Source organism: Chryseobacterium sp. CH25, from assembly GCF_004119455.1.
In the GTDB taxonomy this organism is placed as follows: domain Bacteria; phylum Bacteroidota; class Bacteroidia; order Flavobacteriales; family Weeksellaceae; genus Chryseobacterium.
The window spans coordinates 182,177-203,202 of sequence record NZ_NRQT01000007.1 but is presented as its reverse complement, the minus strand read 5'-3'; the positions used below and the strand labels follow the sequence as shown (position 1 = coordinate 203,202).

The 21,026-nt window shown below is 35.5% G+C and carries 21 protein-coding genes, 1 tRNA gene and 2 pseudogenes; 8 read left to right on the top strand and 16 right to left on the bottom strand.

Annotated features, from left to right (window positions below; translation table 11 throughout):
• Positions 1 to 49: 49 nt before the first annotated feature.
• Positions 50 to 124, top strand: a tRNA-Val gene (locus tag BOQ64_RS17080).
• 120 nt (positions 125 to 244) lie between these two features.
• Here BOQ64_RS17080 and BOQ64_RS17075 read toward each other — a convergent pair.
• The 5 genes and pseudogenes from BOQ64_RS17075 to BOQ64_RS17055 all read right to left on the bottom strand — a co-directional run bounded on the left by BOQ64_RS17075 (position 245) and on the right by BOQ64_RS17055 (position 3,972).
• Positions 245 to 1,144 (bottom strand): glycosyltransferase family 2 protein, encoded by a 900-nt coding sequence (locus BOQ64_RS17075; protein ID WP_129058942.1) that lies wholly within the window; start codon positions 1,142 to 1,144, stop codon positions 245 to 247.
• A 4-nt stretch (positions 1,145 to 1,148) separates the two neighbouring features.
• Positions 1,149 to 2,065: pseudogene (locus BOQ64_RS17070) on the bottom strand (glycosyltransferase family 9 protein).
• A gap of 50 nt (positions 2,066 to 2,115) precedes the next feature.
• Complete coding sequence (locus BOQ64_RS17065; protein ID WP_129058941.1) at positions 2,116 to 2,535, bottom strand: SufE family protein; 420 nt, start codon at positions 2,533 to 2,535, stop codon at positions 2,116 to 2,118.
• Positions 2,536 to 2,638: 103 nt separating this feature from the next.
• The gene (locus BOQ64_RS17060; protein WP_129058940.1) at positions 2,639 to 3,748 is read right to left on the bottom strand and encodes a glycosyltransferase family 4 protein; all 1,110 of its coding nucleotides are present in this window, start codon (positions 3,746 to 3,748) and stop codon (positions 2,639 to 2,641) included.
• Entirely contained in the window at positions 3,748 to 3,972 is a 225-nt protein-coding gene (locus tag BOQ64_RS17055; protein ID WP_123909503.1) for a uroporphyrinogen decarboxylase, read from the bottom strand. The genes BOQ64_RS17060 and BOQ64_RS17055 overlap by 1 nt, the downstream gene beginning before the upstream one ends.
• Before the next feature lie 151 nt (positions 3,973 to 4,123).
• On the opposite strand from BOQ64_RS17055, the gene BOQ64_RS17050 reads away from it, so the two are divergent.
• Entirely contained in the window at positions 4,124 to 6,667 is a 2,544-nt protein-coding gene (locus BOQ64_RS17050; protein WP_129058939.1) for an ATP-dependent Clp protease ATP-binding subunit, read from the top strand.
• A gap of 268 nt (positions 6,668 to 6,935) precedes the next feature.
• Here BOQ64_RS17050 and BOQ64_RS17045 read toward each other — a convergent pair whose 3' ends face one another.
• Positions 6,936 to 7,463, bottom strand: coding sequence for a hypothetical protein (locus tag BOQ64_RS17045; protein WP_129058938.1), 528 nt, complete (start codon positions 7,461 to 7,463; stop codon positions 6,936 to 6,938).
• Between the two features lie 209 nt (positions 7,464 to 7,672).
• Here BOQ64_RS17045 and mnmA point away from each other — a divergent pair, with 209 nt between their 5' ends.
• Together mnmA and BOQ64_RS17035 are read left to right on the top strand one after the other, a co-directional pair.
• Positions 7,673 to 8,860 (top strand): tRNA 2-thiouridine(34) synthase MnmA, encoded by a 1,188-nt coding sequence (gene mnmA / locus BOQ64_RS17040; RefSeq protein WP_129058937.1) that lies wholly within the window; start codon positions 7,673 to 7,675, stop codon positions 8,858 to 8,860.
• Positions 8,861 to 9,093: 233 nt separating this feature from the next.
• Positions 9,094 to 9,300 carry a hypothetical protein gene (locus BOQ64_RS17035; RefSeq protein WP_129058936.1) on the top strand — a complete coding sequence of 69 codons (207 nt, stop codon included), beginning with the start codon at positions 9,094 to 9,096 and terminating at the stop codon, positions 9,298 to 9,300.
• A 51-nt stretch (positions 9,301 to 9,351) separates the two neighbouring features.
• Here BOQ64_RS17035 and BOQ64_RS17030 read toward each other — a convergent pair whose 3' ends face one another.
• Both BOQ64_RS17030 and BOQ64_RS17025 read right to left on the bottom strand, forming a co-directional pair.
• Entirely contained in the window at positions 9,352 to 9,705 is a 354-nt protein-coding gene (locus BOQ64_RS17030) for a hypothetical protein (RefSeq protein ID WP_129058935.1), read from the bottom strand.
• Positions 9,706 to 9,734: 29 nt separating this feature from the next.
• Entirely contained in the window at positions 9,735 to 10,460 is a 726-nt protein-coding gene (locus BOQ64_RS17025; RefSeq protein ID WP_129058934.1) for a glycine-rich domain-containing protein, read from the bottom strand.
• Positions 10,461 to 10,574: 114 nt separating this feature from the next.
• Between BOQ64_RS17025 and BOQ64_RS17020 the strand changes: the two genes are divergently transcribed.
• The 3 genes and pseudogenes from BOQ64_RS17020 (at position 10,575) to BOQ64_RS17010 (ending at position 13,249) form a co-directional block, all read left to right on the top strand.
• Positions 10,575 to 11,471, top strand: coding sequence for a hypothetical protein (locus tag BOQ64_RS17020; RefSeq protein ID WP_129058933.1), 897 nt, complete (start codon positions 10,575 to 10,577; stop codon positions 11,469 to 11,471).
• 144 nt (positions 11,472 to 11,615) lie between these two features.
• Positions 11,616 to 11,945: a hypothetical protein gene (locus tag BOQ64_RS23455; protein WP_185147084.1), complete on the top strand. Its 330-nt coding sequence runs from the start codon at positions 11,616 to 11,618 to the stop codon at positions 11,943 to 11,945.
• A gap of 39 nt (positions 11,946 to 11,984) precedes the next feature.
• Positions 11,985 to 13,249: pseudogene (locus tag BOQ64_RS17010) on the top strand (DUF6051 family protein).
• 56 nt (positions 13,250 to 13,305) lie between these two features.
• On the opposite strand, the gene BOQ64_RS17005 reads toward BOQ64_RS17010, so the two are convergent.
• From BOQ64_RS17005 to BOQ64_RS16980, 6 genes are all read right to left on the bottom strand, one after another.
• A complete protein-coding gene (locus BOQ64_RS17005; protein ID WP_129058932.1) occupies positions 13,306 to 14,049 on the bottom strand; it encodes a LytR/AlgR family response regulator transcription factor in 744 nt (247 codons plus the stop codon).
• Between the two features lie 57 nt (positions 14,050 to 14,106).
• Entirely contained in the window at positions 14,107 to 14,379 is a 273-nt protein-coding gene (locus BOQ64_RS17000) for a 2TM domain-containing protein (protein ID WP_129058931.1), read from the bottom strand.
• Between the two features lie 26 nt (positions 14,380 to 14,405).
• On the bottom strand, positions 14,406 to 14,696 hold the full coding sequence (locus tag BOQ64_RS16995; protein WP_129058930.1) for a 2TM domain-containing protein: 291 nt from the start codon (positions 14,694 to 14,696) through the stop codon (positions 14,406 to 14,408).
• A 339-nt stretch (positions 14,697 to 15,035) separates the two neighbouring features.
• A complete protein-coding gene (locus BOQ64_RS16990; RefSeq protein ID WP_129058929.1) occupies positions 15,036 to 15,605 on the bottom strand; it encodes a methyltransferase family protein in 570 nt (189 codons plus the stop codon).
• Positions 15,606 to 15,705: 100 nt separating this feature from the next.
• On the bottom strand, positions 15,706 to 16,014 hold the full coding sequence (locus BOQ64_RS16985; RefSeq protein ID WP_129058928.1) for a 2TM domain-containing protein: 309 nt from the start codon (positions 16,012 to 16,014) through the stop codon (positions 15,706 to 15,708).
• Positions 16,001 to 17,332: a 2TM domain-containing protein gene (locus BOQ64_RS16980; RefSeq protein ID WP_129058927.1), complete on the bottom strand. Its 1,332-nt coding sequence runs from the start codon at positions 17,330 to 17,332 to the stop codon at positions 16,001 to 16,003. Before BOQ64_RS16980 ends, BOQ64_RS16985 begins: the two co-directional genes overlap by 14 nt.
• Positions 17,333 to 17,631: 299 nt before the next feature.
• Between BOQ64_RS16980 and BOQ64_RS23170 the strand changes: the two genes are divergently transcribed.
• A complete protein-coding gene (locus tag BOQ64_RS23170) occupies positions 17,632 to 17,805 on the top strand; it encodes a hypothetical protein (RefSeq protein WP_164975829.1) in 174 nt (57 codons plus the stop codon).
• A gap of 121 nt (positions 17,806 to 17,926) precedes the next feature.
• On the opposite strand, the gene BOQ64_RS16975 is transcribed toward BOQ64_RS23170, so the two are convergent.
• Positions 17,927 to 18,583, bottom strand: coding sequence for a hypothetical protein (locus BOQ64_RS16975; RefSeq protein WP_129059766.1), 657 nt, complete (start codon positions 18,581 to 18,583; stop codon positions 17,927 to 17,929).
• 48 nt (positions 18,584 to 18,631) lie between these two features.
• Complete coding sequence (locus BOQ64_RS16970; RefSeq protein WP_129058925.1) at positions 18,632 to 20,878, bottom strand: TonB-dependent receptor; 2,247 nt, start codon at positions 20,876 to 20,878, stop codon at positions 18,632 to 18,634.
• Positions 20,879 to 21,026 lie beyond the last annotated feature (148 nt).

Here is a 21,026-nt window from a genome sequence, read left to right as displayed (position 1 = left end):
GAATCCCTCAGGACCCACAGAAAAGGAAACGAAACCTTTCAAAAAATTCGGGTTCTTAGCTCAGTTGGTTCAGAGCATCTGGTTTACACCCAGAGGGTCGGGGGTTCGAATCCCTCAGGACCCACAAAAAATCTCTCAGATTTCTGGGAGATTTTTTTATTGTATAACATTCAGTTTATTTAATCAGACTCAAATCCGAAGGAATAAACACAAAAGCCACTTGCTTACTCTCTCTTTAGAACATCTATTTCATCTTTCTGAAAAGTAATCCAAGCTTATATATATCAAGATAACGGAGATTCACATTTCTCTTAGAAAGCTTCTTTTTTATACTTCCTTCACCCATATTGAACAAAAGGCTTACAATAGCTTTAAAAGGAGTGTTTTTAAGCTTATTATAAAGCCTAACGAGTTTTACTTCTGATAATTTTGAACTGAGTATATCATCTTTAAGCATATGAGATAAACTCTCAACAGATTCTTCCACTTTACCCAGGTAAATGATATTGCTTTCCAGATCGTTATTAAGAACAGGATTCTCAATATGGCAGATCTTTATATTCTCAGCCTTTAAATCCATGGCAAAAAGAAGATCTTCATAACCGTATTTCTGAAATTCCGGATTAAAACCTACCCTTTCCAATACTTCTTTCCTGATTACAAAATTATTGGTCTGAAAACTCAAATAAGGTTTCTCCTTACGCACTCCTACTGAAAGATTCTCTCTCTCGACGGCAAATTTCCACCTTAAATAATGATCCTGATCAGATGCAGATCCCAAAACACCTCTACCCCCGTAGATAACTTGAGTGTCCGGATTTTTCTGGATAAACTGTGTATATTTTTTTAAGAAATTCCCCCCTGTGATTTTCCCGTCACAGTCTAGAAATAGAAGATATTCTCCCGCTGTATATTGAAGAAAAAGGTTGCGGATCCGGGAGCGTCCGATGTTTTTTTCAAGAAAAATAAAAGAATGTACAATATTCTGAAGCTCTTTATTAATCTGTTTAAACACTTCTTCCGAAGCGTCATCTATCAGTATTATTTCAGCATCTATATTCTGGTTATCAATTTCTTTTTTTAAATCAAAAACCAATTCACGGACATCAAAATTATAGACAGGAATACAGATCGACAGCTTCATGGTGTCAGATTTTCTCAACTACTTTTTGAATACTGAACTCCTCTACACAAGCCCAATCTCCCCTATAGCATTCTTTATCTCCAAAAACGGAACATGGCCTGCAGGAAAGATCTTTTACCTGAACCACATCCTCTTCACTCTGCCCGAATCCTAAAAACCCGGCATAAGGATGCGTTGCACACCAAATAGAAACACATCTGGTTCCCATAAGGCTTGCCAAATGCATATTCGCAGAATCCATAGAAATCATAACTTCCAATTCGGAAATTTTCTGAAGCTCTTCTGTAAGGCTTAATTTCCCTGAAAGACTCTTCGTATTAGGAATCTTGCTTTCCCAGGATTCAAGAGTTTCTGTTTCCTTTTTTCCGCCTCCAAAGAAATATACAGTATGCTTCTGAGCCAAAAGCCTGGCCAGTTCAAATGATTTTTCCAACGGAAGCATTTTTCCTTTATGTTGAGCAAAAGGTGCAAAACCAATGCCTGATTTATGCTCAGAAACCGGTCTCAGTTTTTGGGATAACTCCACTTTAAAACCCATTTCACGGAAGACATCCGCATAACGTTCCACTGTTTTTTCAATTGAACTTTATTCAAATTCCAGACATCAGTAAGATGTTCTTTCTCTTCTTTACCTTTATCTATTTTGAAAACCTTTAGCCCTTTTCTTCTATAGATCCTATCCAGAATTTTGGTTCTGATCACATCATGAAGATTGGCAATATAGTCCGGTTTAAATTCTTTGATCAACTCATCTCCCAGTCTTCTCAGCCCAAAGAGACCTTTGTAATCATCTACATTAATCCCTTTAAAAATGACATTGGGAATACCTGCAAATAAAGCCTCAAAGTTTTTTCTGGAAACCATGACAATCTCCACACCGGGATTTTGCTCTAAAAATTCCTTAAAAACAGGAACCGTCATGGCAACATCTCCAAATGCAGAAAAACGATATGCTAAAATTCTGGTCACGGTTATGATTTCAGCTGATAAGCTACTGCGTAAAATTTGATTTGTTTAGTCATGGCCATTAATCCATTAGCTCTGGATGGCGAAAGAAACTCCTGTAGACCAATCTCTGCAATGAATTCAAAGTCTGAATCTAAGATTTCCTGAGTAGAATGCCCACTGTAAATACTCACCAAAAGAGAAACAATACCTTTTGGTAAAATTCCGTCTGAATCTGCATTAAAGAAAAGTTTACCGTCTTTAAATTCAGCATCAATCCAAACTTTACTCTGGCAGCCTTTAATAAGGTTTTCCTCTGTTTTCTTATCTTCCGGCAGGCCTTTCAGCTCTTTTCCAAGATCAATGATATACTCATATTTCTGCTCCCAGTCGTCAAGAAACGCAAATTCGTCAATTATTTCCTGCTGTTTTTCTTTAATGGTCATTTTAAATCAAATTTCTTTGTGCAAAGATAGTAAATTATGCTTTAGGCCTAAAGCGGTAAGCCATAAGTCAATTTCTGAAATATTATGTCTTGAAAAAAGTATATTACTTAAAGCCTAATGCATTAGATGCTTTCTGAAAAACCTGCAATAACTTTACTTCTTCATGTTCCCAGCAAAGTGCTTCGGAAGCTTTTTCCAGTTCCGTCTGATAATCCATTCTACCTTTTGCTAAAACTTTTTCCACTGCCTTGGCAATATTTTCCGGCTCATGATCTCTGATTAACTCACCAACATCAAACTGATCTTTAATATTCTTAAGCTCAGGAAGATTCGACAGAATTAAAGGAACTCTGGCCTGAATACAATCCAGCACTTTATTAGGTAAAGAATACAGATAGCTGTCTCCCCCATTCTCTTCAATACTCATTCCGCAATCGGCCGTCAATGTAACCTTTCTTAAATCTTCGGGTTTTAATTTTCCAAGAAACTGAACTTTATGCTGAAGTTTTTCACTTATAACCAGCTCTTCATATTCTTTTTTTCTTGGGCCATCACCGGCAATTTTCAACTGTACATGTTCCAGATGATGCATCGCAAGGATTACTTTATCAATTCCTCTGAAAGGATTGATAGCGCCTTGATACAGCAATATTTTAGGGTTGTTTTCAGGAATTTCACCACTGAAGTCTAATCTTCTGGGTGCATTTTGAACCACTACCGGATTTATACCATACTTTTTCAGAAACCATTTTCCATAACTTCCACTTGCTGTAATCATCCATGTCAACTCCGGGATGACAGTTTTTTCGACATAACGCCATAATTTCTGTGACATTTTGCCCTGAACAGCAGGCATTTCAGAAAAGATTTCATGGCTGTCAAAAACCAATGGAATATTTAGCTTTTGGGCAATAAGAAAGTTTGGATATAATGCATCAATATCGTTGGCATGAAGAATCGTATTTTGATCTGCTTTCTTTTTAAGTTCATGATACAGTTTCCAGTTAAATTCAAAGTAGGCTGTTTTAAGGCTTTTTGAAGACAGATGGATACGCGAGAATGGATAAGGACGTTGCATCTCTTCCGCTCCATTCCAGTCATTTCCTATCAGTTCAATCTCATAACCGCTTTCATACAAAGTCCGGCATACCTTTTCAATACGCTGGTCCGTATACAAATTACTGAAGGCAGATGTGATGATTTTTTTCTTCATTAAGCTTTTTTCCCAAACAATAAATGATAGATTTGGATAAAGCAGATAAGTCCGTTCGGGATAATAACCGGCCATAATGGTCCGCTAAAGAAGCCATAAATGACAAAACAGATACAGCCGATCATGTTAACAACTCTGATTTTTCTTACATCTTTCAGTATGAAACTCAATACGATAAAAACTGAGGCTGAGTATCCGATGTAAGTGGTAATTTCAGGATTCATTGGAATATTTTAAGGATAACAAACTTAATCATTTTCAATAAGATAATAAAATTTTTTCTGCCATAAAGTCATTTATTGATTTTTGGTAAAATATTTGTAATTTAGATAATGAATAAATGGCAATGCTGCTTTTATTCTAATGAGATATATTATGGATTATAAGTTTTCACAAGGTTTGAGCCAGGTGTTCAAACAAAGCAAAAGCGAAGCTAAGAGGCTGAAAAGTGAATTTCTTAATACAGAACATCTACTTTTAGGTATTATAAAAACGGAAAACTCTGCAAAAGAAATCCTTCAAAACCTCAATGCGGATTTAACACAAATCAGAAGAAAAATTGAAACTCTGAATACAGCAAGTCTTAATCCTATTTCTGAGGAGGTTACCAATATTTCTTTCACCAAAATGGCAGATCATGCTATTAAACGTGCGGAGCTAGAATGCCGACAGTACAAAAGCAATGAAATTAATACCGTTCACCTGCTTTTAGGTATTCTATATAAATATGAGGACCCTACTTCAAATATTTTGGGAGCTTATGACATCGACTATGAAGGTGTTTCAAGAGAATACCAGACTATGCTTAAAAATTCCGGGCAGTCACCACAAATGAGTGCTTATGACGATGATGATGAAAGAGAGGAATTTGAGCAAATGAGAAAGCCTACAGGAAATTTAGGCTCTGCAAAAAGCAAAACTCCTACATTAGACAATTTTGGTAGAGACTTAACGTCTTTAGCAAGAGATGGAAAATTAGATCCGGTAATTGGACGTGAGAAAGAAATTGAGAGAGTATCTCAGATCTTATCCCGTAGAAAGAAAAACAACCCACTTCTTATTGGGGAGCCAGGGGTTGGTAAATCTGCCATTGCGGAAGGACTGGCTTTAAGAATTCAGCAGAAAAAAGTTTCCAGAGTTCTTTACGGAAAACGTGTTATCACTCTAGATCTTGCAAGTTTAGTTGCAGGAACTAAGTATCGTGGTCAGTTTGAAGAAAGAATGAAGGCCATCATGACTGAACTTGAAAAGAATAGAGATGTCATCTTATTTATTGATGAGCTTCACACCATTGTAGGAGCAGGAAGTTCTACAGGAAGCTTAGATGCTTCCAATATGTTCAAACCGGCACTTGCAAGAGGTGAAATTCAATGCATCGGGGCAACTACTCTGGATGAATACCGTCAGTATATTGAAAAAGACGGAGCTTTAGAAAGAAGATTCCAGAAGGTAATGGTGGAGCCTACTTCTATTGATGAAACCATTCAGATTCTGAACCAGATTAAGGATAAGTATGAAGAGCACCACAATGTAATTTATACTCCTGAAGCGATTGCAGCGTGTGTCAATTTGACATCGAGATATATTACAGACCGTTTCTTACCGGACAAAGCTATTGATGCGATGGACGAAGCAGGGTCAAGAGTTTACATCAAGAACATGAAAGTTCCTACTGAAATCATTGATTTTGAAAAGAAAATCGAAGAGATCAAGGAATTGAAACAAAAAGCTGTAAAAGCTCAGGATTATCTTGAAGCAAGAAAACTTAAGGATGAAGAGGAACGTCTTCAGATGGAGTTGAATGCTGCTCAGGAAAAATGGGATAAGGATGTAAAAGAGAAAAAAGAAACCGTAAGTGAAGAAAATGTAGCGGAAGTTGTTTCTATGATGAGTGGAGTTCCGGTAACGAAAGTTGGTAAAAACGAACTTGACAAACTGGCTCAAATGGATGAAAAACTTAACGGAAAAGTTATCGGCCAAGAAGATGCAGTGAAAAAGGTAGTGAAAGCTATCCAGAGAAACAGAGCTGGTCTTAAAGATCCGAATCGTCCAATTGGTACATTTATCTTCCTTGGAACAACTGGGGTTGGTAAAACCGAGCTTGCCAAAGTAATGGCTAGAGAGCTTTTTGAGTCTGACGAATCTTTGATCCGAATCGACATGAGTGAATACATGGAAAAATTCGCTGTTTCAAGATTAGTAGGTGCGCCTCCAGGATATGTTGGATATGAAGAAGGAGGTCAGTTAACTGAAGCAGTAAGAAGAAAACCTTATGCTGTGGTTCTTTTGGATGAGATTGAAAAAGCTCACCCGGATGTATTCAATATCCTGTTGCAAATTCTTGATGAAGGACACGTAACAGATAGTTTAGGTAGAAAAATCGATTTCAGAAATACCATCATTATCCTTACTTCCAACATTGGAACAAGAGATCTTAAAGATTTCGGAGATGGTGTAGGATTTGGTACTTCAGCTAAGAAAACCACTTCAGATTCAAGAGCAAGAAGCACCATTGAAAATGCCCTTAAAAAAGCATTTGCTCCGGAATTCTTAAACAGAATTGATGATATTGTGATCTTCAACTCTCTTGTACAGGATGATATCAAGAAAATTATTGATATTGAACTGAATAAACTATATGGCAGACTTGAAAAATTAGGCTATAAAGTGGAATTAACCGAAGAAGCAAAAGACTTTATTTCTGAAAAAGGATGGGATAAAGACTTCGGAGCAAGACCATTGAAGAGAGCTATTCAGAAGTACATTGAGGATTTATTGGCAGAAATGCTTGTGAATAAACAACTGAACGAAGGAGAAACTGTAGTTCTTGAGCTTAATGAAGCAAAAGACGGATTAGTAGGAGGAAAAACTTCAAAGTCTAAGAAATCAGCGGCTGAAAAGTCTTCACCTCAATCTTAAATAAATAATTTAATTTCAATAAAAAAGCACTGGGAAAATTCCTGGTGCTTTTTATTTTTTTATAAGTTTTGGCTAAAGCCCATCCCTATTGAATATTACTATTGCAATGTCTAAAATTATCTGCATTAATCTGAAAAATCTGCGAGATTATATCTTGTTGGAAAACGCAAAGGCGCAAAAGGGTTTTATATGTGATACATTATTAAGGCGCAAGGATTTTATCTATGATAAAATTGAATGCAGCTCATTTCTTTAATGAATACCATTCTTAAAGTCCTACCACAAATCCGATATTCGGGACCAGGCCATTGGAGAATACACTTGAGTTTTCTTTCCAAAGCACATTATACATTAAACCGATCTGTAGGAAAGAGTTATTCCCGATCCTCTGCATATATCCACCTCCAAGATACAGGGCATTTTCTTCTCTGTTGTACTTATAATCGTAGTATTTATCCTTGTAATTGATAAAATAATGCTGGAAATTGGCACTTAAATAAAATGAACGGGCAATATAATAATTGGCAAAAGGACCTATTCCAAACATTGTAGACCTGTAATAATCTGAAGTCTGCCAGGAAACACTTCCTACAGCCCCTGCTTCAAGATCTTCAGTAAGTCGGTATCCTACTCTTGGTGAAGCCTGCAGATAGAATGAACTGTTGCTTCCAAATCCAAGGCCTATTCCTCCACCAAAGGTCCATTTATTGTTTTCCTGCACCGGTGCACCTATTGAAACCTGGGAAAATGCAGATCCTGAAACAATCAGCATCATGGAAATAATAAACTTTTTCATATTTAAATATTTTATTTTGTTCTGAAACTCTACAAACCATTCACATTTAAACTTTTTTAAATGTTGTAAGCTTGGTGATTGGCGACGATTATATTACTATCGTTTTTATCAATGTTTAAAATTATGGTTTTTTTACGAATTTATTTAGTTGTATTTTTGCCGGGTCAAACTAAGAACTCCCGTTAAGAGTTTCGTAAAATTGAAATACAATGAAAATAGTAGTAGGCCTCTCAGGAGGTGTAGACTCAAGTGTTACAGCATATTTGCTACAACAGCAAGGTCATGAAGTAGTGGCTTTGTTTATGAGAAACTGGAATGATGCTTCGGTGACATTGGAAGATGAGTGTCCATGGATTGAAGACAGTAATGATGCTTTAATGGTAGCCCAGAAGCTGGGGATCCCATTCCAGGTAATTGATATGAGCGAACTTTACAAGGAACGTATTGTAGATTACATGTTCGCCGAATACGAAAAAGGAAGAACTCCGAACCCTGATGTTTTATGTAACAGAGAAGTAAAATTCGATGTTTTTATGAAGACTGCGATGTCTTTAGGTGCTGATAAGGTAGCTACAGGGCATTATGCAAGGGTAAATTCTACTATTGATGAAAATGGAAAGGAAATTTTCCATCTTTTGGCCGGAAAGGATAACAATAAAGACCAATCTTATTTCCTTTGTCAGTTAAGCCAGGATCAGTTATCAAAAGCATTATTTCCTATCGGGGAACTTACCAAGCCTCAGGTAAGAGAGATTGCAAAAGAAATTGGGTTAGTAACAGCTGATAAAAAGGATTCTCAGGGATTATGTTTTATCGGAAAGGTGAGCCTTCCTCAGTTTTTACAACAGCAATTGAAACCGAATGAAGGAGAAATTGTAGAGATTTTCAAAGATTCCCCTTTATTTGCTGAAGAAACCCCTGAATTTTCTACAAAAGAAGAAGAACTTACTTTCTTATCAAGAAAAATCAATTATAAAAAAGCTGACGGAAAAGTGATCGGAAAGCACCAAGGTGCTCAATTTTTCACCATCGGACAAAGTAAAGGGTTAGGAATTGGCGGACATAAAGAAAGCTGTTTTATCGTCTCCAGAGACATGGAAAACAATATTCTTTTTGTTGGAGAAGGAAATCACTTCCCGGGACTTTATAAAAAAGCATTGAAAATAGACAATTCTGAACTTCACTGGGTTCGTGAAGACATGAAGCTTCAAAACGGAGAATCTATGGAAGTAATGGGCAGATTCAGATACAGACAGCCTTTGCAGAAAGCAACCCTTTATCAGTTTGAAGATGCTTTTTATGTTGAATTTGAGGAACCGCAATCTGCTATTGCTGAAGGACAGTTTGCATCATGGTATATTGATGAAGAATTGATTGGAAGTGGTGTGATTTCGTAGGAGATCCGGGTTATTGGGTTACGAGATACGTGATACCGATGGCTAAATCTTCAAATACCTGTTCATTGAACAAAAATCCAGACTAAAATTAAGAATCATATTTAATGATATTATAAAGCCCGAAGCAACTTTTGTTTCGGGTTTGCTTTTAAAAGAAAAAATTTTTGAAAATATTTTGTAACGTATTCAGAATTGTCATACTTACTGGGTAAATAACAATAAAAAATATCATTATGAAAACTACTACAAGAAATCAGTACGCTTTTGCCAACAGTATTTTAATTGCTCTGGTATCTGCTATTTTCGGATACAACCTTTATCAGGCAATTGTACATCCTGATAAATCCAATATTGCTATCAGCCTTATTCTGGTGGTTCTTACTTCTGTTATGGTCAGAAAATATGGTTATAAGCAGGTAAAAGATAAAGAAAACAATTAATCACAATATCTTATGATAAAGCCCGAAGCATTTTGTTTCGGGTTTGTTTTTTTATTGCTTAAGCTTATCATTAGATGTAAAGCCCATTAGCAAAAATGCAATAATTAACTCTGCAATTAATATCATGGTTAAAAAACCGACTGGTTTTCCCAGCATGATTCCCCGGATCAATTTGATGATTCCCAAAGCACCAATACCCATTAGAAAATAAAAAGTTGTCTGTGAAATTTTTTCTCCCAGCAATTTTACAATAAAAACGGAGAGGTAAAACCCAAGTATCAGAATCAAATAGAATTTCAAGAAATTTGGTCCTTTTAATGTAATCGGATTAATTGTATTGCATTCAATAACAAGCCATATAAAGCTTATTACAACTGGTGTAGAATGAATGATTAGCTTTTTCATGATTCAATATTATTTTTAGATATTCATTTTTATCCACCACAACCTCCGCAGCCACCACATCCTCCACATCCCCCTCCGCAGCTTCCGCCACCACTACAACTGCTTCCGCCATCATTATTCTGCTTATCTTTTTTATGAAGATCTGAAACTTCATGATCTCCCATTATGGATCCTATAGCTCCCAGAATGAAAATAATTACGAATACAACAGCAGTAACTAACAGCCCTGTAAAACCCGTTCCTTCCGTACATGAATACAGCAGCAATACCATAAAGATTGGTGAAAAAACAGCAATCTTTTTAAGCCAGGATTTTACTTTGGATTTTTTATGGAGTTCTTTCCATATTTCCTCCGGAGCTTCCTGTTGAAATACTTTCCGGTAATTTTCAAGGGTATTTTCAAACCAGTTATGATGCTTATCTCTTTCTTCCCTGCCTCCTTTTGAAGGATGATGATGCAAAGGTCTTTTTAAAATATTGGGGCAGAAATCTTCCCAGTAATTTTGGGTGTAAATCAAATGTAAGTGCCAGACTTTATCTACAATTTCACTTGGCGAAGCTCCTTTGGGAAGGATGCAGCAGAGATAGACGAATTTTTTATATTCTTCGATGGCTTTTCTGGTGAATTCCAGACTCCAGTTCTCTTCTTTTGCCAGTTTTTTAGAAAAAGGAAAATCAGCATCGGAAGCATCCAGTGAAAATCCTTGAATTCTATTCCAAAGGGACTCATCTTTTAATAACATTCTTGTTTCCATTGTTTTATATTTTGTTTTTCTAAGTAAATATCCATCGATCCTATAATATAAAAGTCTTTCAAAAATCTTATTTGGTTTGATAAAAATCTTAAATTAGTCTTATAAAATCAGCTTATGAAAAAGGAAGATATTCTGCACCTGGAAAAACTGATGAATTTCCTGAGCAGGCAGTTTTTAAAGAAAAACCACTGGGAAGATGTAACCAAAACCGAATGGTCATACATCTGTGCTGAACTTAATGAGCTTATTATCACCGAGCATTCAGAAAAAGAAATAAAGAAAGCTCCTGATCTCCTGGGAACCAATTATCTTTATGAGCATCTGATTATCAACAAGCTTAAAAAGTTCAGTCAAAATGAAAAAGCAGTTTTGAGCCGGCCTAACCTTGCTAAATTAAGTCTGATTGTTAAAGTGTTAGGCTATTCAAATTATATTGATTTTATCAATTCCAACACGGAGGCATTCAATTTTAATGATCTTAAGATTGATATGAATAATGTAAATCAGAATACGGCTCTTTTAGACCGTCTTGTAGGCTGTTGGTATTCGTATAACAGAAATCTTCCGGAAAACCCTACACAGGCCCGGGAAGACAGAATCTGGCGTTCTGCCATGGAAATTTACAAGTCTGAAACTACAGGAGAATATTTCATAGAAAGAAGCGGTGGAGATCACCATAAATATTTCGGAAAGGTAACGGCTTATTCCGATTATGTTTTTATCATCATGAACAGTAATACTTTTATCCGGCAAAGACATTTTATTTCCAGAATAAAAGACAGTAAGGAAAAACTTAAAAATCCGGATTATAAAATGCCTGAACTCCACTTTATCAGCACTTGCATCAGTTTTAATCAGGAACCGATTGCTCTGTTTGAAATCTTCCGCAAAGCAGACAGAAAGAACTTTATTTCTGATTCCATCAGCTTTCCTATTGACAGTGATGAAATTCCGGAATCTATTCTTAAACAGCTTGAGGATACAGAGTCTAACAGGATTGATTATAGGTAAACGAGGGACGGGGTGCGAGTTTCGAGGTGCGGGGTGCGGGATTAAGTACAGTTTTTAGGGAAGGAGAAGATATTTTTTGAAATTTTTCTGTAACGTATTCTGAATTGTCATACTTACTGAGTAAACAACAATAAAAAAACCATTATGAAAACTTCAACTTCCCACAATCAGTACGCATCTGCCAATAATGTCTTAATCTTTGTTGTCTCTATGCTTTTAGGGTATAATATTTACCAGGAAATCTATCATCCGGAAAAATCAGACCTTTTTATCTGTGTTATTCTGGCAGCACTTACCTCAGTAATGGTTCAGAAGTACGGGACTAAAACTGATGAAAAGGAGAAAAATAAGACATCAACATCTATTCACTATATCCGCCCGGAACAATTTTGTTTCGGGTTTATTTTTATGGATCCTATGTCAGGAATACTTTTAGTCTTTAAAAATCAACACCTTACCGTAATAATTCCCTAATTTAAATGTTCTAAATATGAACCCATCAATGATCTTGCTATGGAATATTATGAATTGTATGAAGTTTTGAAAAGTCATTTTGATTCCAGAAAAGGGATTGTGGAGATCAAAGATATGAACGTAACCATTGAGTCTATTCCTTTTGACTCCAAGGTTTCAGATCTGCTTCATGGTTCCGGTAATACGGATTGCACAAAGCATCACCAACCTCTGAAAACTCATGAAAATGCTTATCTGGTATATCATCAGCCTTCAATAGATATTAAGGATTTTGAGATTGAGTGCAATAAAAAGTTTGAGTATCATATCCTTAAACGGGCTGATATAGAAACTGCCAATGGCTGTATTATTTTTTTCATGGCCTGAATGAAAAGAAATGGGACAAATATCTTCCATGGGCTTATGAATTGGCTCAAAAAACCGGTAAAGCAATCATATTATTTCCTATAGCTTTTCATATGGATCGTGCTGAAGCAATTTGGAGTGACCGCCATCAAATGACAGAAATTGTTAAGTTCAGAAAGGAAAAATACCCTGTGAACACTCATTTTTCTTACGTAAACGCTGCCACAAGCTCCAGACTGGAAGCTCATCCCCAACGGATTTTCTGGTCAGGATTACAGACTTATTCAGATATTATTGAAGTAGTGAAAGAAATTAAAGATAATAAGATCAAATCTATTGATCCGGATGCGAGTCTGGATCTGTTTGGATATTCTATCGGTTCATTTCTTACCATGATTATTAAAATGGCTGACCCATATGGATTCTTCACTCAATCTAAAGTTTTTTGTTTTTGTGGTGGAATGACCATTGACCGGATGTTTCCGATTTCAAAATACATTATGGATTCCCAGGCTACGGTTAAAATGCAGTCTGTTTTTACGGAATTATTAAGCTCTGATTTTAAGTTTGATAACAGGCTGAAGCATTATCAGGATGATGAGCTTCATCCGCAGGAAAGCTGGTTCAAGAGGATGCTCAGATACAATTACTTCCAAAAGGAAAGAGAGGAAAGAATTCATGAGATTCAGTCTCAATTAAAAGCTTATGTACTGGATAAAGACAGCATTGCTCCCCCCATTGAAGCTTTAAATACATTGCAGGGTGGCTACAGAAACATCAATGTGGATGTTGAGATCAAGGATTTTCCTTTTGATTATTCTCATATGGTTCCTTTTCCTCTGACGCATAAGCACAAAACCGAAATAACGGAAGCTTTTCATCAGTTTACCCAATCTGCCAGTGAATTTTACTCCGGCTCATCAGGCAGAAAAAATGGAGAGGAGAAGTCTGAAAAGTAATAGAATGAGGTCCATGGTTATGTTATTTGGTGGTTTGATATGTTATGATGTTATCTTTAACTTACGAGCCAGTCTTTGAAATCTTTGACACGGTCTCGGCTTACGGTAATTTCTTCCTGAGGCTGAAATTCGAGGTCTACTTTGTAATACGGTGAAGTATGAATGTTCTTGATATAATCAGAATTGATGATAAACTGTCTGTTCACACGGAAAAACTTTTTCTCATCCAGGATATCTGCCAGTTCATCCAACGTAAAGTCCGAAGGATAAGAACGGTCATCAGTCTGAAGATATACAATCTTATTTTCGCTGAAAAAGCAACTTATTTCGTGTGTCTGAACAATTTTCAGATTGTACCCTATTTTCACTAAAACTCTTGAAAGAATAGATTTTTCTTTTCTTATCAGCTGTTTGATATCCTGTGATCCAATATCATTATTGGAAGGCAGAAAAGACTTGAATTTCTCAATAGCTCCTGAAAGATCTTCTTCAAGAATTGGTTTCAATAGGTAATCTATACTGTTTAATTTAAAAGCTTTTAGAGTATACTGATCGAAGGCTGTTGTATAAATGATAAATCCTTTGGTAGGAACTTTTTCAAAGATATCGAAAGACAGTCCGTCTCCAAGAACAATATCCGAAAATATCAGTTGTGGATGTTCATTTTCCGAAAACCAGGCTACTCCTTCTTCTACAGATTCTATCTTAGCAACCAACTCAATATCAGGGAAATTACTTAACATTCTCTCTAATTTCCTTGAAGCAGGTTTTTCGTCTTCGATAATAACGGTCTTGATCATTGAGCTAATAGTTTTAGTTTTAAAATTGAGAAATAAAATTAAATAAAATAATCACATTTAGAAATCTATTGTTTTATTATTTTTTCCGACTTCTTTTTCCATAATTTCTCTTTCCCATTCATCATTAAAAATGAATAGTGAGATTGCTTTTATGACCAGAATCAGTGCCCAAATTCCTAAAAATAGATGTCCGCCAAATAGTTGGTAACGTAATTCATCATTAAACCAGTCGTCCTCGAGAATAATTACGGATATAATTCCAAACCACATCAGGTTTTTATAGAATTTTTTCAACTTTTGAACTCTGTCGTATGCTCTGTTATAATCCATGATATATTGTTTTTTTAAATGATTATTTATAATGTTTTGATTTTTCCTTTTTCTTCATCCATCAGTTCTTTGATCTTTTTCTCTTCCCAACTTTTTCCAATTCCAAATACACTCACTGCATGGAACGCTACCCCAATTCCCCATCCCAGCATTGGCCATAAGAACCATAAATGTTCCGGAGAAGTCATAAGATTCAGAAAGGCTAAAAAGGAAATTACAATACAGTAAGAACTGATGTTTCCGTAAAACTCTTTTAATTCTTTTACTCTTTTAGCTGCTTTTTCGTAAGCGGTTGTTTCTTTATTAAAAGTTTCCATTATTTTAATTTTTAAAGGTTAATATGTCTTTTTCTTGATTCAAATGTATGACGGAAAAGCCCCTCAAATCAATTTTATATGACCGAACCGTAGATTATGATGACCGAATGGTAAAAAATACAGCTTAATGAATTTTATGGAATTGAATGCGATTATTGGAAACACGCAAAGACGCAATAAAACCAAAGATATCAGCTAAATTTTATAGTACTGTATCATTTACCTTCTCCTTGTCAAGGTTTAGAACCTTGACAAGGAGACCAAAAAAGCCACGGATACGCGAATAGAATCATTCGTGCATCCGTGGCTTTTTAAAGTAAATCTTATGCGTGAGGAAGTTTAATAGATAAACGGAATAAGTTTTTTTGTTGTTTTTCTATATTCAATATACTCATCTCCGAATTGTTCTACAAGAGCCTGTTCTTCTATTTTAATTCTGTAAGCAAAGGCCAAAAATGGGGGTACAAAAGCTAAAATTAATGACAGCCAATTATTGAGATACAGCCCAAGGCCCAATGAAGTAAGCAGGGAAAAAGCATAAGACGGATGCCTCAAATACTTATAAAACCCTTCTTTTTTGATCTTATGGTCTTCTTTAATGGTAACATCCACTGTAAAATATTTTCCTAAAGATCTGATAATAATAAATCTAAAAATAATCCCGATAAGAATGCATGCCTCACCTGCATACATAATCCAGATGCCTTTAGTGATGGGTAATGTTGATAGACTGGAAATCGTTACCGCAGCAGCTATTGAAAAAGGAATAGCCAACCATAGAATATTAAGTGTTGATTTATCCTTCCCTTTTTTATCTTCTTTACCAGATTTCAGGATGTTTTTATAAAGAAACTCACTGAGAAACCATGCCATCATGGATATTATGTACAGAATTTGCAAAGCGTCCATTTTGATGAATATTTAAGGTGTTTTTAGTCGAAAAACAGAAAAAACAAAGAAATTAATCGCATTTTTGAATAAAAAGGTTCTTTAATCACTTGTTTTTACATTAAAGATCTTTTTTTTCTTTATCCATCAGTTCCCTGATCTTTTTCTCTTCCCAGTTATGTAAGTACCCGCTTTTTGACAGGAAAACGGTTGCTGCATGAGCCAATAATCCAATACCCCAGAATGTGAGGGTAAAGAAGTTTTTGAATTCAAAATAGCTTTCTCCGGGTTTCAGATGGGTATAATTGTAAAAAACAATCAGTACATTCACAACAATATAGACAAATAAATGGGCATAAAAACCTCTTAATTTCTCTACATATCTTTTGGCTTTCTGATATTGAATATCATTTTCATCAAATCTTTCCATCGTTATTATTTTTTTGGTTATTCATAATTTCACGGATCTTCTTTTCCTGCCAGGACTCTCCGACTCCAAAAACCTGAAAAGCATGAGATGCAACTCCTATTCCCCATCCAAATATTGGAAACCAGAACCAGTGAAATGAACTTTTGGTAAAGAGATTAATAAAGACCAGAAAAGGGATCACAATGCAGTAAGAAATCAGATTGATATAGAAGTCTTTGATCTCCTTCATTCTCTTCTGCGCTTTTTTATAAGCCTGGAGATCATCATCCGGTTTTGTACTGACAATATTAGGTTTATTAACCAGCATCGGAAGTTTTACTTTAAAATAATCTTCAGACTTTTCTATGAAAACATTTCTTTTTGTAAGCAGAGAATACCGTTGCACAATATTAGCCAATCCGATTCCTGAACTTTCTTTAATCTGTTCTCTCACCTTCAAATTGTTCTCGATGCAAAGGATATCATCTTCTGAAAATATTCTGATGACTAATGGTTTCGATGATGTGGCAAAATTGTGTTTGATACAGTTCTCTAGAAGAAGCTGTAAGGACAAAGGCACAACATATTTCCGGTAGTCTTCTTTTGCAACATCAAAAATAAAATCAACACTATCCTCAAACCTTGTTTTTAAAAGGTCGCAATAGGTTTTGGCAAATTCTATTTCATCTTCCACCGTTACCAGCTCTTTATCTTTCTGTTCAAGTACATAACGGTAAATCTTTGACATTGAAGCCGTAAACTTCTGTGCCTGATTAGGGTTTTCATCAATCAATGAGCTCAGAACATTTAAAGAATTAAAAAGGAAGTGAGGATCCAGCTGGTTCTTTAAACTTTCAAACTGTGCATTGGCAGACTTGGCAATGAGTTTCTGCTCCACCACTTCTTTTCTGGATGTTTTCTTCAGCTCCTGCATAAAGTTCTTTGCATGAAGAAAAGCTGAAATAAGCAGCGCAATATTGATGGTAAACCAATTGGTAAGGTTATATTTTCCAGAGAAATATTCCTCTGTAGTAGCCGCTTTCTGGATGATTATAAAATTGATGTAATTACAAAAATAGACCAATACAATATTGACAACAATAACGGAGATAATACTTATTACCGCTCTTTTTGAGGTTTCTTCAGACCAGGGAAACCTTTTGTTAAGAAATGTATTCAAAAATCCGTTTCCACCTCCTAATACTACAGTGTACAACAGCGAAATAAGAATCGTTAAGCCAAAGTTCTCCAAGTTTTTCTCTTCTGTAAAGACCAAAAAGAAAAACATAGAGACTATGAACGATATCCAAAACATGGTTAGAATTTCTTTACGTTTCATGATGAGTTTTCTTGATTCAAAAATAGCTTTTATTAAAGGTATCAAAAATTATTTCTTACCGAAGGGTTAGTTTCTATTACTGAATGGGATATATATGAAATATTGCACAAAGCTTCTGAATTCAAATTAACAATTCAATAATAAGAACGCACAAACAAACATATTATTCATTAAAAAATAAACATTCCAATGGGAAATAATTTTGCCAATCACCACATTTATCCTATTTTAGGGAAATATAAAAATAGCGTTATCCGAAAAGCTTAAAGAGTAGGAAAGTCAAAAAACTAAAACTAAACATGAAAAAACAAATCAAACTGAAAGGGTTAAAACATCTTTCCAGAAACGAACAGAAAAACATCGCTGGTGGAGATACTATTCCAAGAGAACCAGGAAATGACGACGGTTGTGCATGGAATATGTGCAGAAGCAAACAGGGATTTTGTACAAAAGACTGGAGCTTGTGTGAATAAGCTCAGCCTTTAAGATAAAACATTGAAAGAGTACCATATAATCCTGGTACTCTTTCTTTTTTTATATCAAAATTGAATTTAGCAGCATAAAAAACCTCCCCTTTGTGAAGGCTTTTCACTATTATTTCTTTTCTGCAGGCAGACTTAAGAAATATTCAGCTTCTCCTCTGCCCCAATTCGGGTCTAAAGCCGTTTTAGGTTTGTAGGCATTAAATTTTGCAAGTGCATCTTTAAACATTTCTATTCCTTTGCTTTTACTTCCTCCGTACTGTTCAGGGGTAAAATAAATGTCTTCTGCTTTAATAAGAGCAATTCTTGGATTTGCGGGTTCCAGTTTTTCAGCTCTGGTAAGTTCTTCAGAAGCTCTGGCTCCATCTGTCATAAAACGCTGTTGCGGGTTAACCATCATCCTAAGAGAATATGCCATTTTCCTCAATAAGTGGATCTCAGCATTATCTGCTCCGGCAAGACTTTGAGCTGTTCCCAGGTATTTTTCTGCCTGTGCAGCCACGCCATCAAGATCCTGCATATTTCCATTTCTCATCAGCACTCTTCCTTTTTGAATTTGGGCCAATGCAGCATAATATGATGGCAGCCATTGTGAACTTTCCTTACTTCCTATTCTCTGGAAATCATTAGAGAGTGCCTGAAAATCTTCAGGGGTTTTGCAAGTCTCAATTTTTGCTACTTTTTCAGACATTATTTTTTCATAATCTGTCTGTGCAAAAGCTGTTAAACTAAATAGAACTAAAGCAAAACTTAAAATGTATTTTTTCATGATATCAAATTTTAAAAGTTAGTATATTGTTTGTTCGAAGTTATGTTTTTATAAATTATTATTTATCACATCCTCTGTTTTATCTACTCCAAAACTTATAAAAGCTCCTATAAAAACAAAGGTATTGACTGGCGGAACTACAGCTGAGCTTTTTGATCCGTTTGCTGAAAAGTTATATCCGTATATATTTTTAGATCCAAGAACATTGGAAACACTTAATACAAATACAGGAAATGCTTTTGCCTCTTTTTTTCCTATTGCAGGAAGATAATTGAAACTGATATTTAAAGCGTTGTAATCCTTTAATCTTCCTTCATTTCTGGTATAATTAATTGCTTCTCCATTTTTAATTTCAGTGGCAATATCATAGTATGGGCGGCCTTTAGCATAGGTATAGGATAAGTTTACTCCCAGCTTCCATTCCGGAATAAATCTTTTAACAACTGCAGAAAGTGTGTGTTCTGCCGCAAATCCTGGTTTTAAACTTGCCGGATAATTGATAAAATCTCTTTTTGAATCCAGAAATGAGTACGTTAACCAGTAATCTATATTTTTAAATGTTTTTTTATTGTCTCTCCAGAATAGCTCCAGCCCTTTTGCATAGCCATAGCCATCATTATTCAGAGCGGTCTGAACCTGTTGATTCTGTTCTTTTCCAGGAAGGATATTAAATGTTTTAATCAGCTGATCGTATTTTTTATAAAAGGCCTCAAAACGCAGACTCCTTCCTTCCGAACTCCTTTGAAGCTGAAAAATATAGTGTTGTGATTTTTGAAAATCAAGATTTGCAGGTCCGTTAATGTATTTACTTTCAGGATTCTGATAGAAAATTCCGTAGGCTACATTAGCTGTCCATTGATCTGCAAGGCGGTATGCCAGTGCAAAGCGGGGTGCTATATTACTTTTCCCCAGATAAGATGAATTTTCTGCTCTCAAACCGACCTTTGCAGACAGTGCATTGCTGAATCCAAGATCTGTTTCTATGAATGCAGAGGAAATCAAGTCTTTATAATTTTTCAGAATACTTCTAAAGTTCAGGTTTTCATCCGTGTTGTTCAGTTCAAAACCTCCTCTCAAAGCACTGATTCTGTTAATTTTTCTTTCAAGAACAGTTTTAAAATTAATATAGTTTCCGTAATTCAGCAACCTGCTGCTACCACTTTCCACTCCGTTGGTTTCTGTAGAAAAATTAAGATCGGACTTATTATAGGAATAGGAACCACTTACATTGAGAAGGTATTTTCCGAATTTTTGCTTGAAAGACAGGTTGTGATAAGTAGTTTTTCCTTTTAATCTTACTAATCCGAACTCATATTCAGGTTCCAGACTTTCTGTCTTTACTCCCATTTTATTGGAATTATACATTCCGTAATATTTAAAAAAGCCCCCGGATTTTGTTTTAAATCTAAAGTTAAAATCACTGTTGAATCCCTGAGGAGCATCAATAAAATCAGTATTAAAATTAAAAACCTTCTGCATTAAACTTAAAAGAGAATACCCGGCTGAAGCTCCAAAGGAATAGTTTTTCTGAGCTCCTAATTTTTGAAATCCTGCATCTAAAAAGATAGGAGAAACGCCTAAATTATATGAGCTTTGATCCGGCAGATCTACACTTTCCAGCATCAATACTCCAGAAAGAGCCTGCCCATACAATGCAGAATATCCACCACTGGAAAATATATTCCCTTTGAAAAGTGAAGTGTTGAACTGGTCTCTTCCTGCAATTCCAGGGACAGAGTTAGAAAAATAGTTATTGATAAGACTTCCATCCATAAAAATTTTAGATTCAGCACCTGTACCTCCTCTAATGAATAGTCCTCCGGATTCTCCTACTTTCTGAACACCCGGCAAATATGTTAAAGCAGATGATATCTGTCCATCAGATCCCGCTGTAGTATAAATATCAATGGGGCTCAATAATGCAGTTGCTCTCTTTCTATCGCTGGCTTCAATAGAACCTGCAGAAACCACTACAGCATCTATTTCACTGATCTGTTCTTTAAGATCCACATTGACAATAATATTTTCATTATCAATGTTAATCACTTTTTCCACCTCTTCATATTTGGGATGGGTAAAAGTAATCTGATGGCTTCCTTTTTCAGGCGTTTCAAATGAGAAATTCCCTTGAGCATCGGTAGTAGCTCCATCATAGGTGTTTTTTAACGTAACATTTACTTCGCCTACACCTTTTTTTTTATAAGTAACTCTACCTGAGACCTTTATCTGAGAATATCCAAGTGTAAAGGCAACGAATGCCATCAGAAGAAGTATTTTATGTCCTTGTGCTTTCATGGTTATTATTTCTGGATCAAAAATAAGATGATAAATGCCCTTCTGTAAAAAATTATTACTGAAGGGCATACTTTTGTTACTGAATGGTAAAAAGGCTGGAAGAAAGAAAGTTAGAAGTTACTCTTAGTTATAGTTACTGATATCCCCT

Bases quoted from the DNA above. Each gene is read 5' to 3' on its own strand.
- BOQ64_RS17075 (WP_129058942.1), bottom strand. From the start codon at position 1,144: ATGAAGCTGTCGATCTGTATTCCTGTCTATAATTTTGATGTCCGTGAA.
- BOQ64_RS17065 (WP_129058941.1), bottom strand. From the start codon at position 2,535: ATGACCATTAAAGAAAAACAGCAGGAAATAATTGACGAATTTGCGTTT.
- BOQ64_RS17060 (WP_129058940.1), bottom strand. From the start codon at position 3,748: ATGAAGAAAAAAATCATCACATCTGCCTTCAGTAATTTGTATACGGAC.
- BOQ64_RS17055 (WP_123909503.1), bottom strand. From the start codon at position 3,972: ATGAATCCTGAAATTACCACTTACATCGGATACTCAGCCTCAGTTTTT.
- BOQ64_RS17050 (WP_129058939.1), top strand. From the start codon at position 4,124: ATGGATTATAAGTTTTCACAAGGTTTGAGCCAGGTGTTCAAACAAAGC.
- BOQ64_RS17045 (WP_129058938.1), bottom strand. From the start codon at position 7,463: ATGAAAAAGTTTATTATTTCCATGATGCTGATTGTTTCAGGATCTGCA.
- mnmA (WP_129058937.1), top strand. From the start codon at position 7,673: ATGAAAATAGTAGTAGGCCTCTCAGGAGGTGTAGACTCAAGTGTTACA.
- BOQ64_RS17035 (WP_129058936.1), top strand. From the start codon at position 9,094: ATGAAAACTACTACAAGAAATCAGTACGCTTTTGCCAACAGTATTTTA.
- BOQ64_RS17030 (WP_129058935.1), bottom strand. From the start codon at position 9,705: ATGAAAAAGCTAATCATTCATTCTACACCAGTTGTAATAAGCTTTATA.
- BOQ64_RS17025 (WP_129058934.1), bottom strand. From the start codon at position 10,460: ATGGAAACAAGAATGTTATTAAAAGATGAGTCCCTTTGGAATAGAATT.
- BOQ64_RS17020 (WP_129058933.1), top strand. From the start codon at position 10,575: ATGAAAAAGGAAGATATTCTGCACCTGGAAAAACTGATGAATTTCCTG.
- BOQ64_RS23455 (WP_185147084.1), top strand. From the start codon at position 11,616: ATGAAAACTTCAACTTCCCACAATCAGTACGCATCTGCCAATAATGTC.
- BOQ64_RS17005 (WP_129058932.1), bottom strand. From the start codon at position 14,049: ATGATCAAGACCGTTATTATCGAAGACGAAAAACCTGCTTCAAGGAAA.
- BOQ64_RS17000 (WP_129058931.1), bottom strand. From the start codon at position 14,379: ATGGATTATAACAGAGCATACGACAGAGTTCAAAAGTTGAAAAAATTC.
- BOQ64_RS16995 (WP_129058930.1), bottom strand. From the start codon at position 14,696: ATGGAAACTTTTAATAAAGAAACAACCGCTTACGAAAAAGCAGCTAAA.
- BOQ64_RS16990 (WP_129058929.1), bottom strand. From the start codon at position 15,605: ATGGACGCTTTGCAAATTCTGTACATAATATCCATGATGGCATGGTTT.
- BOQ64_RS16985 (WP_129058928.1), bottom strand. From the start codon at position 16,014: ATGGAAAGATTTGATGAAAATGATATTCAATATCAGAAAGCCAAAAGA.
- BOQ64_RS16980 (WP_129058927.1), bottom strand. From the start codon at position 17,332: ATGAAACGTAAAGAAATTCTAACCATGTTTTGGATATCGTTCATAGTC.
- BOQ64_RS23170 (WP_164975829.1), top strand. From the start codon at position 17,632: ATGAAAAAACAAATCAAACTGAAAGGGTTAAAACATCTTTCCAGAAAC.
- BOQ64_RS16975 (WP_129059766.1), bottom strand. From the start codon at position 18,583: ATGAAAAAATACATTTTAAGTTTTGCTTTAGTTCTATTTAGTTTAACA.
- BOQ64_RS16970 (WP_129058925.1), bottom strand. From the start codon at position 20,878: ATGAAAGCACAAGGACATAAAATACTTCTTCTGATGGCATTCGTTGCC.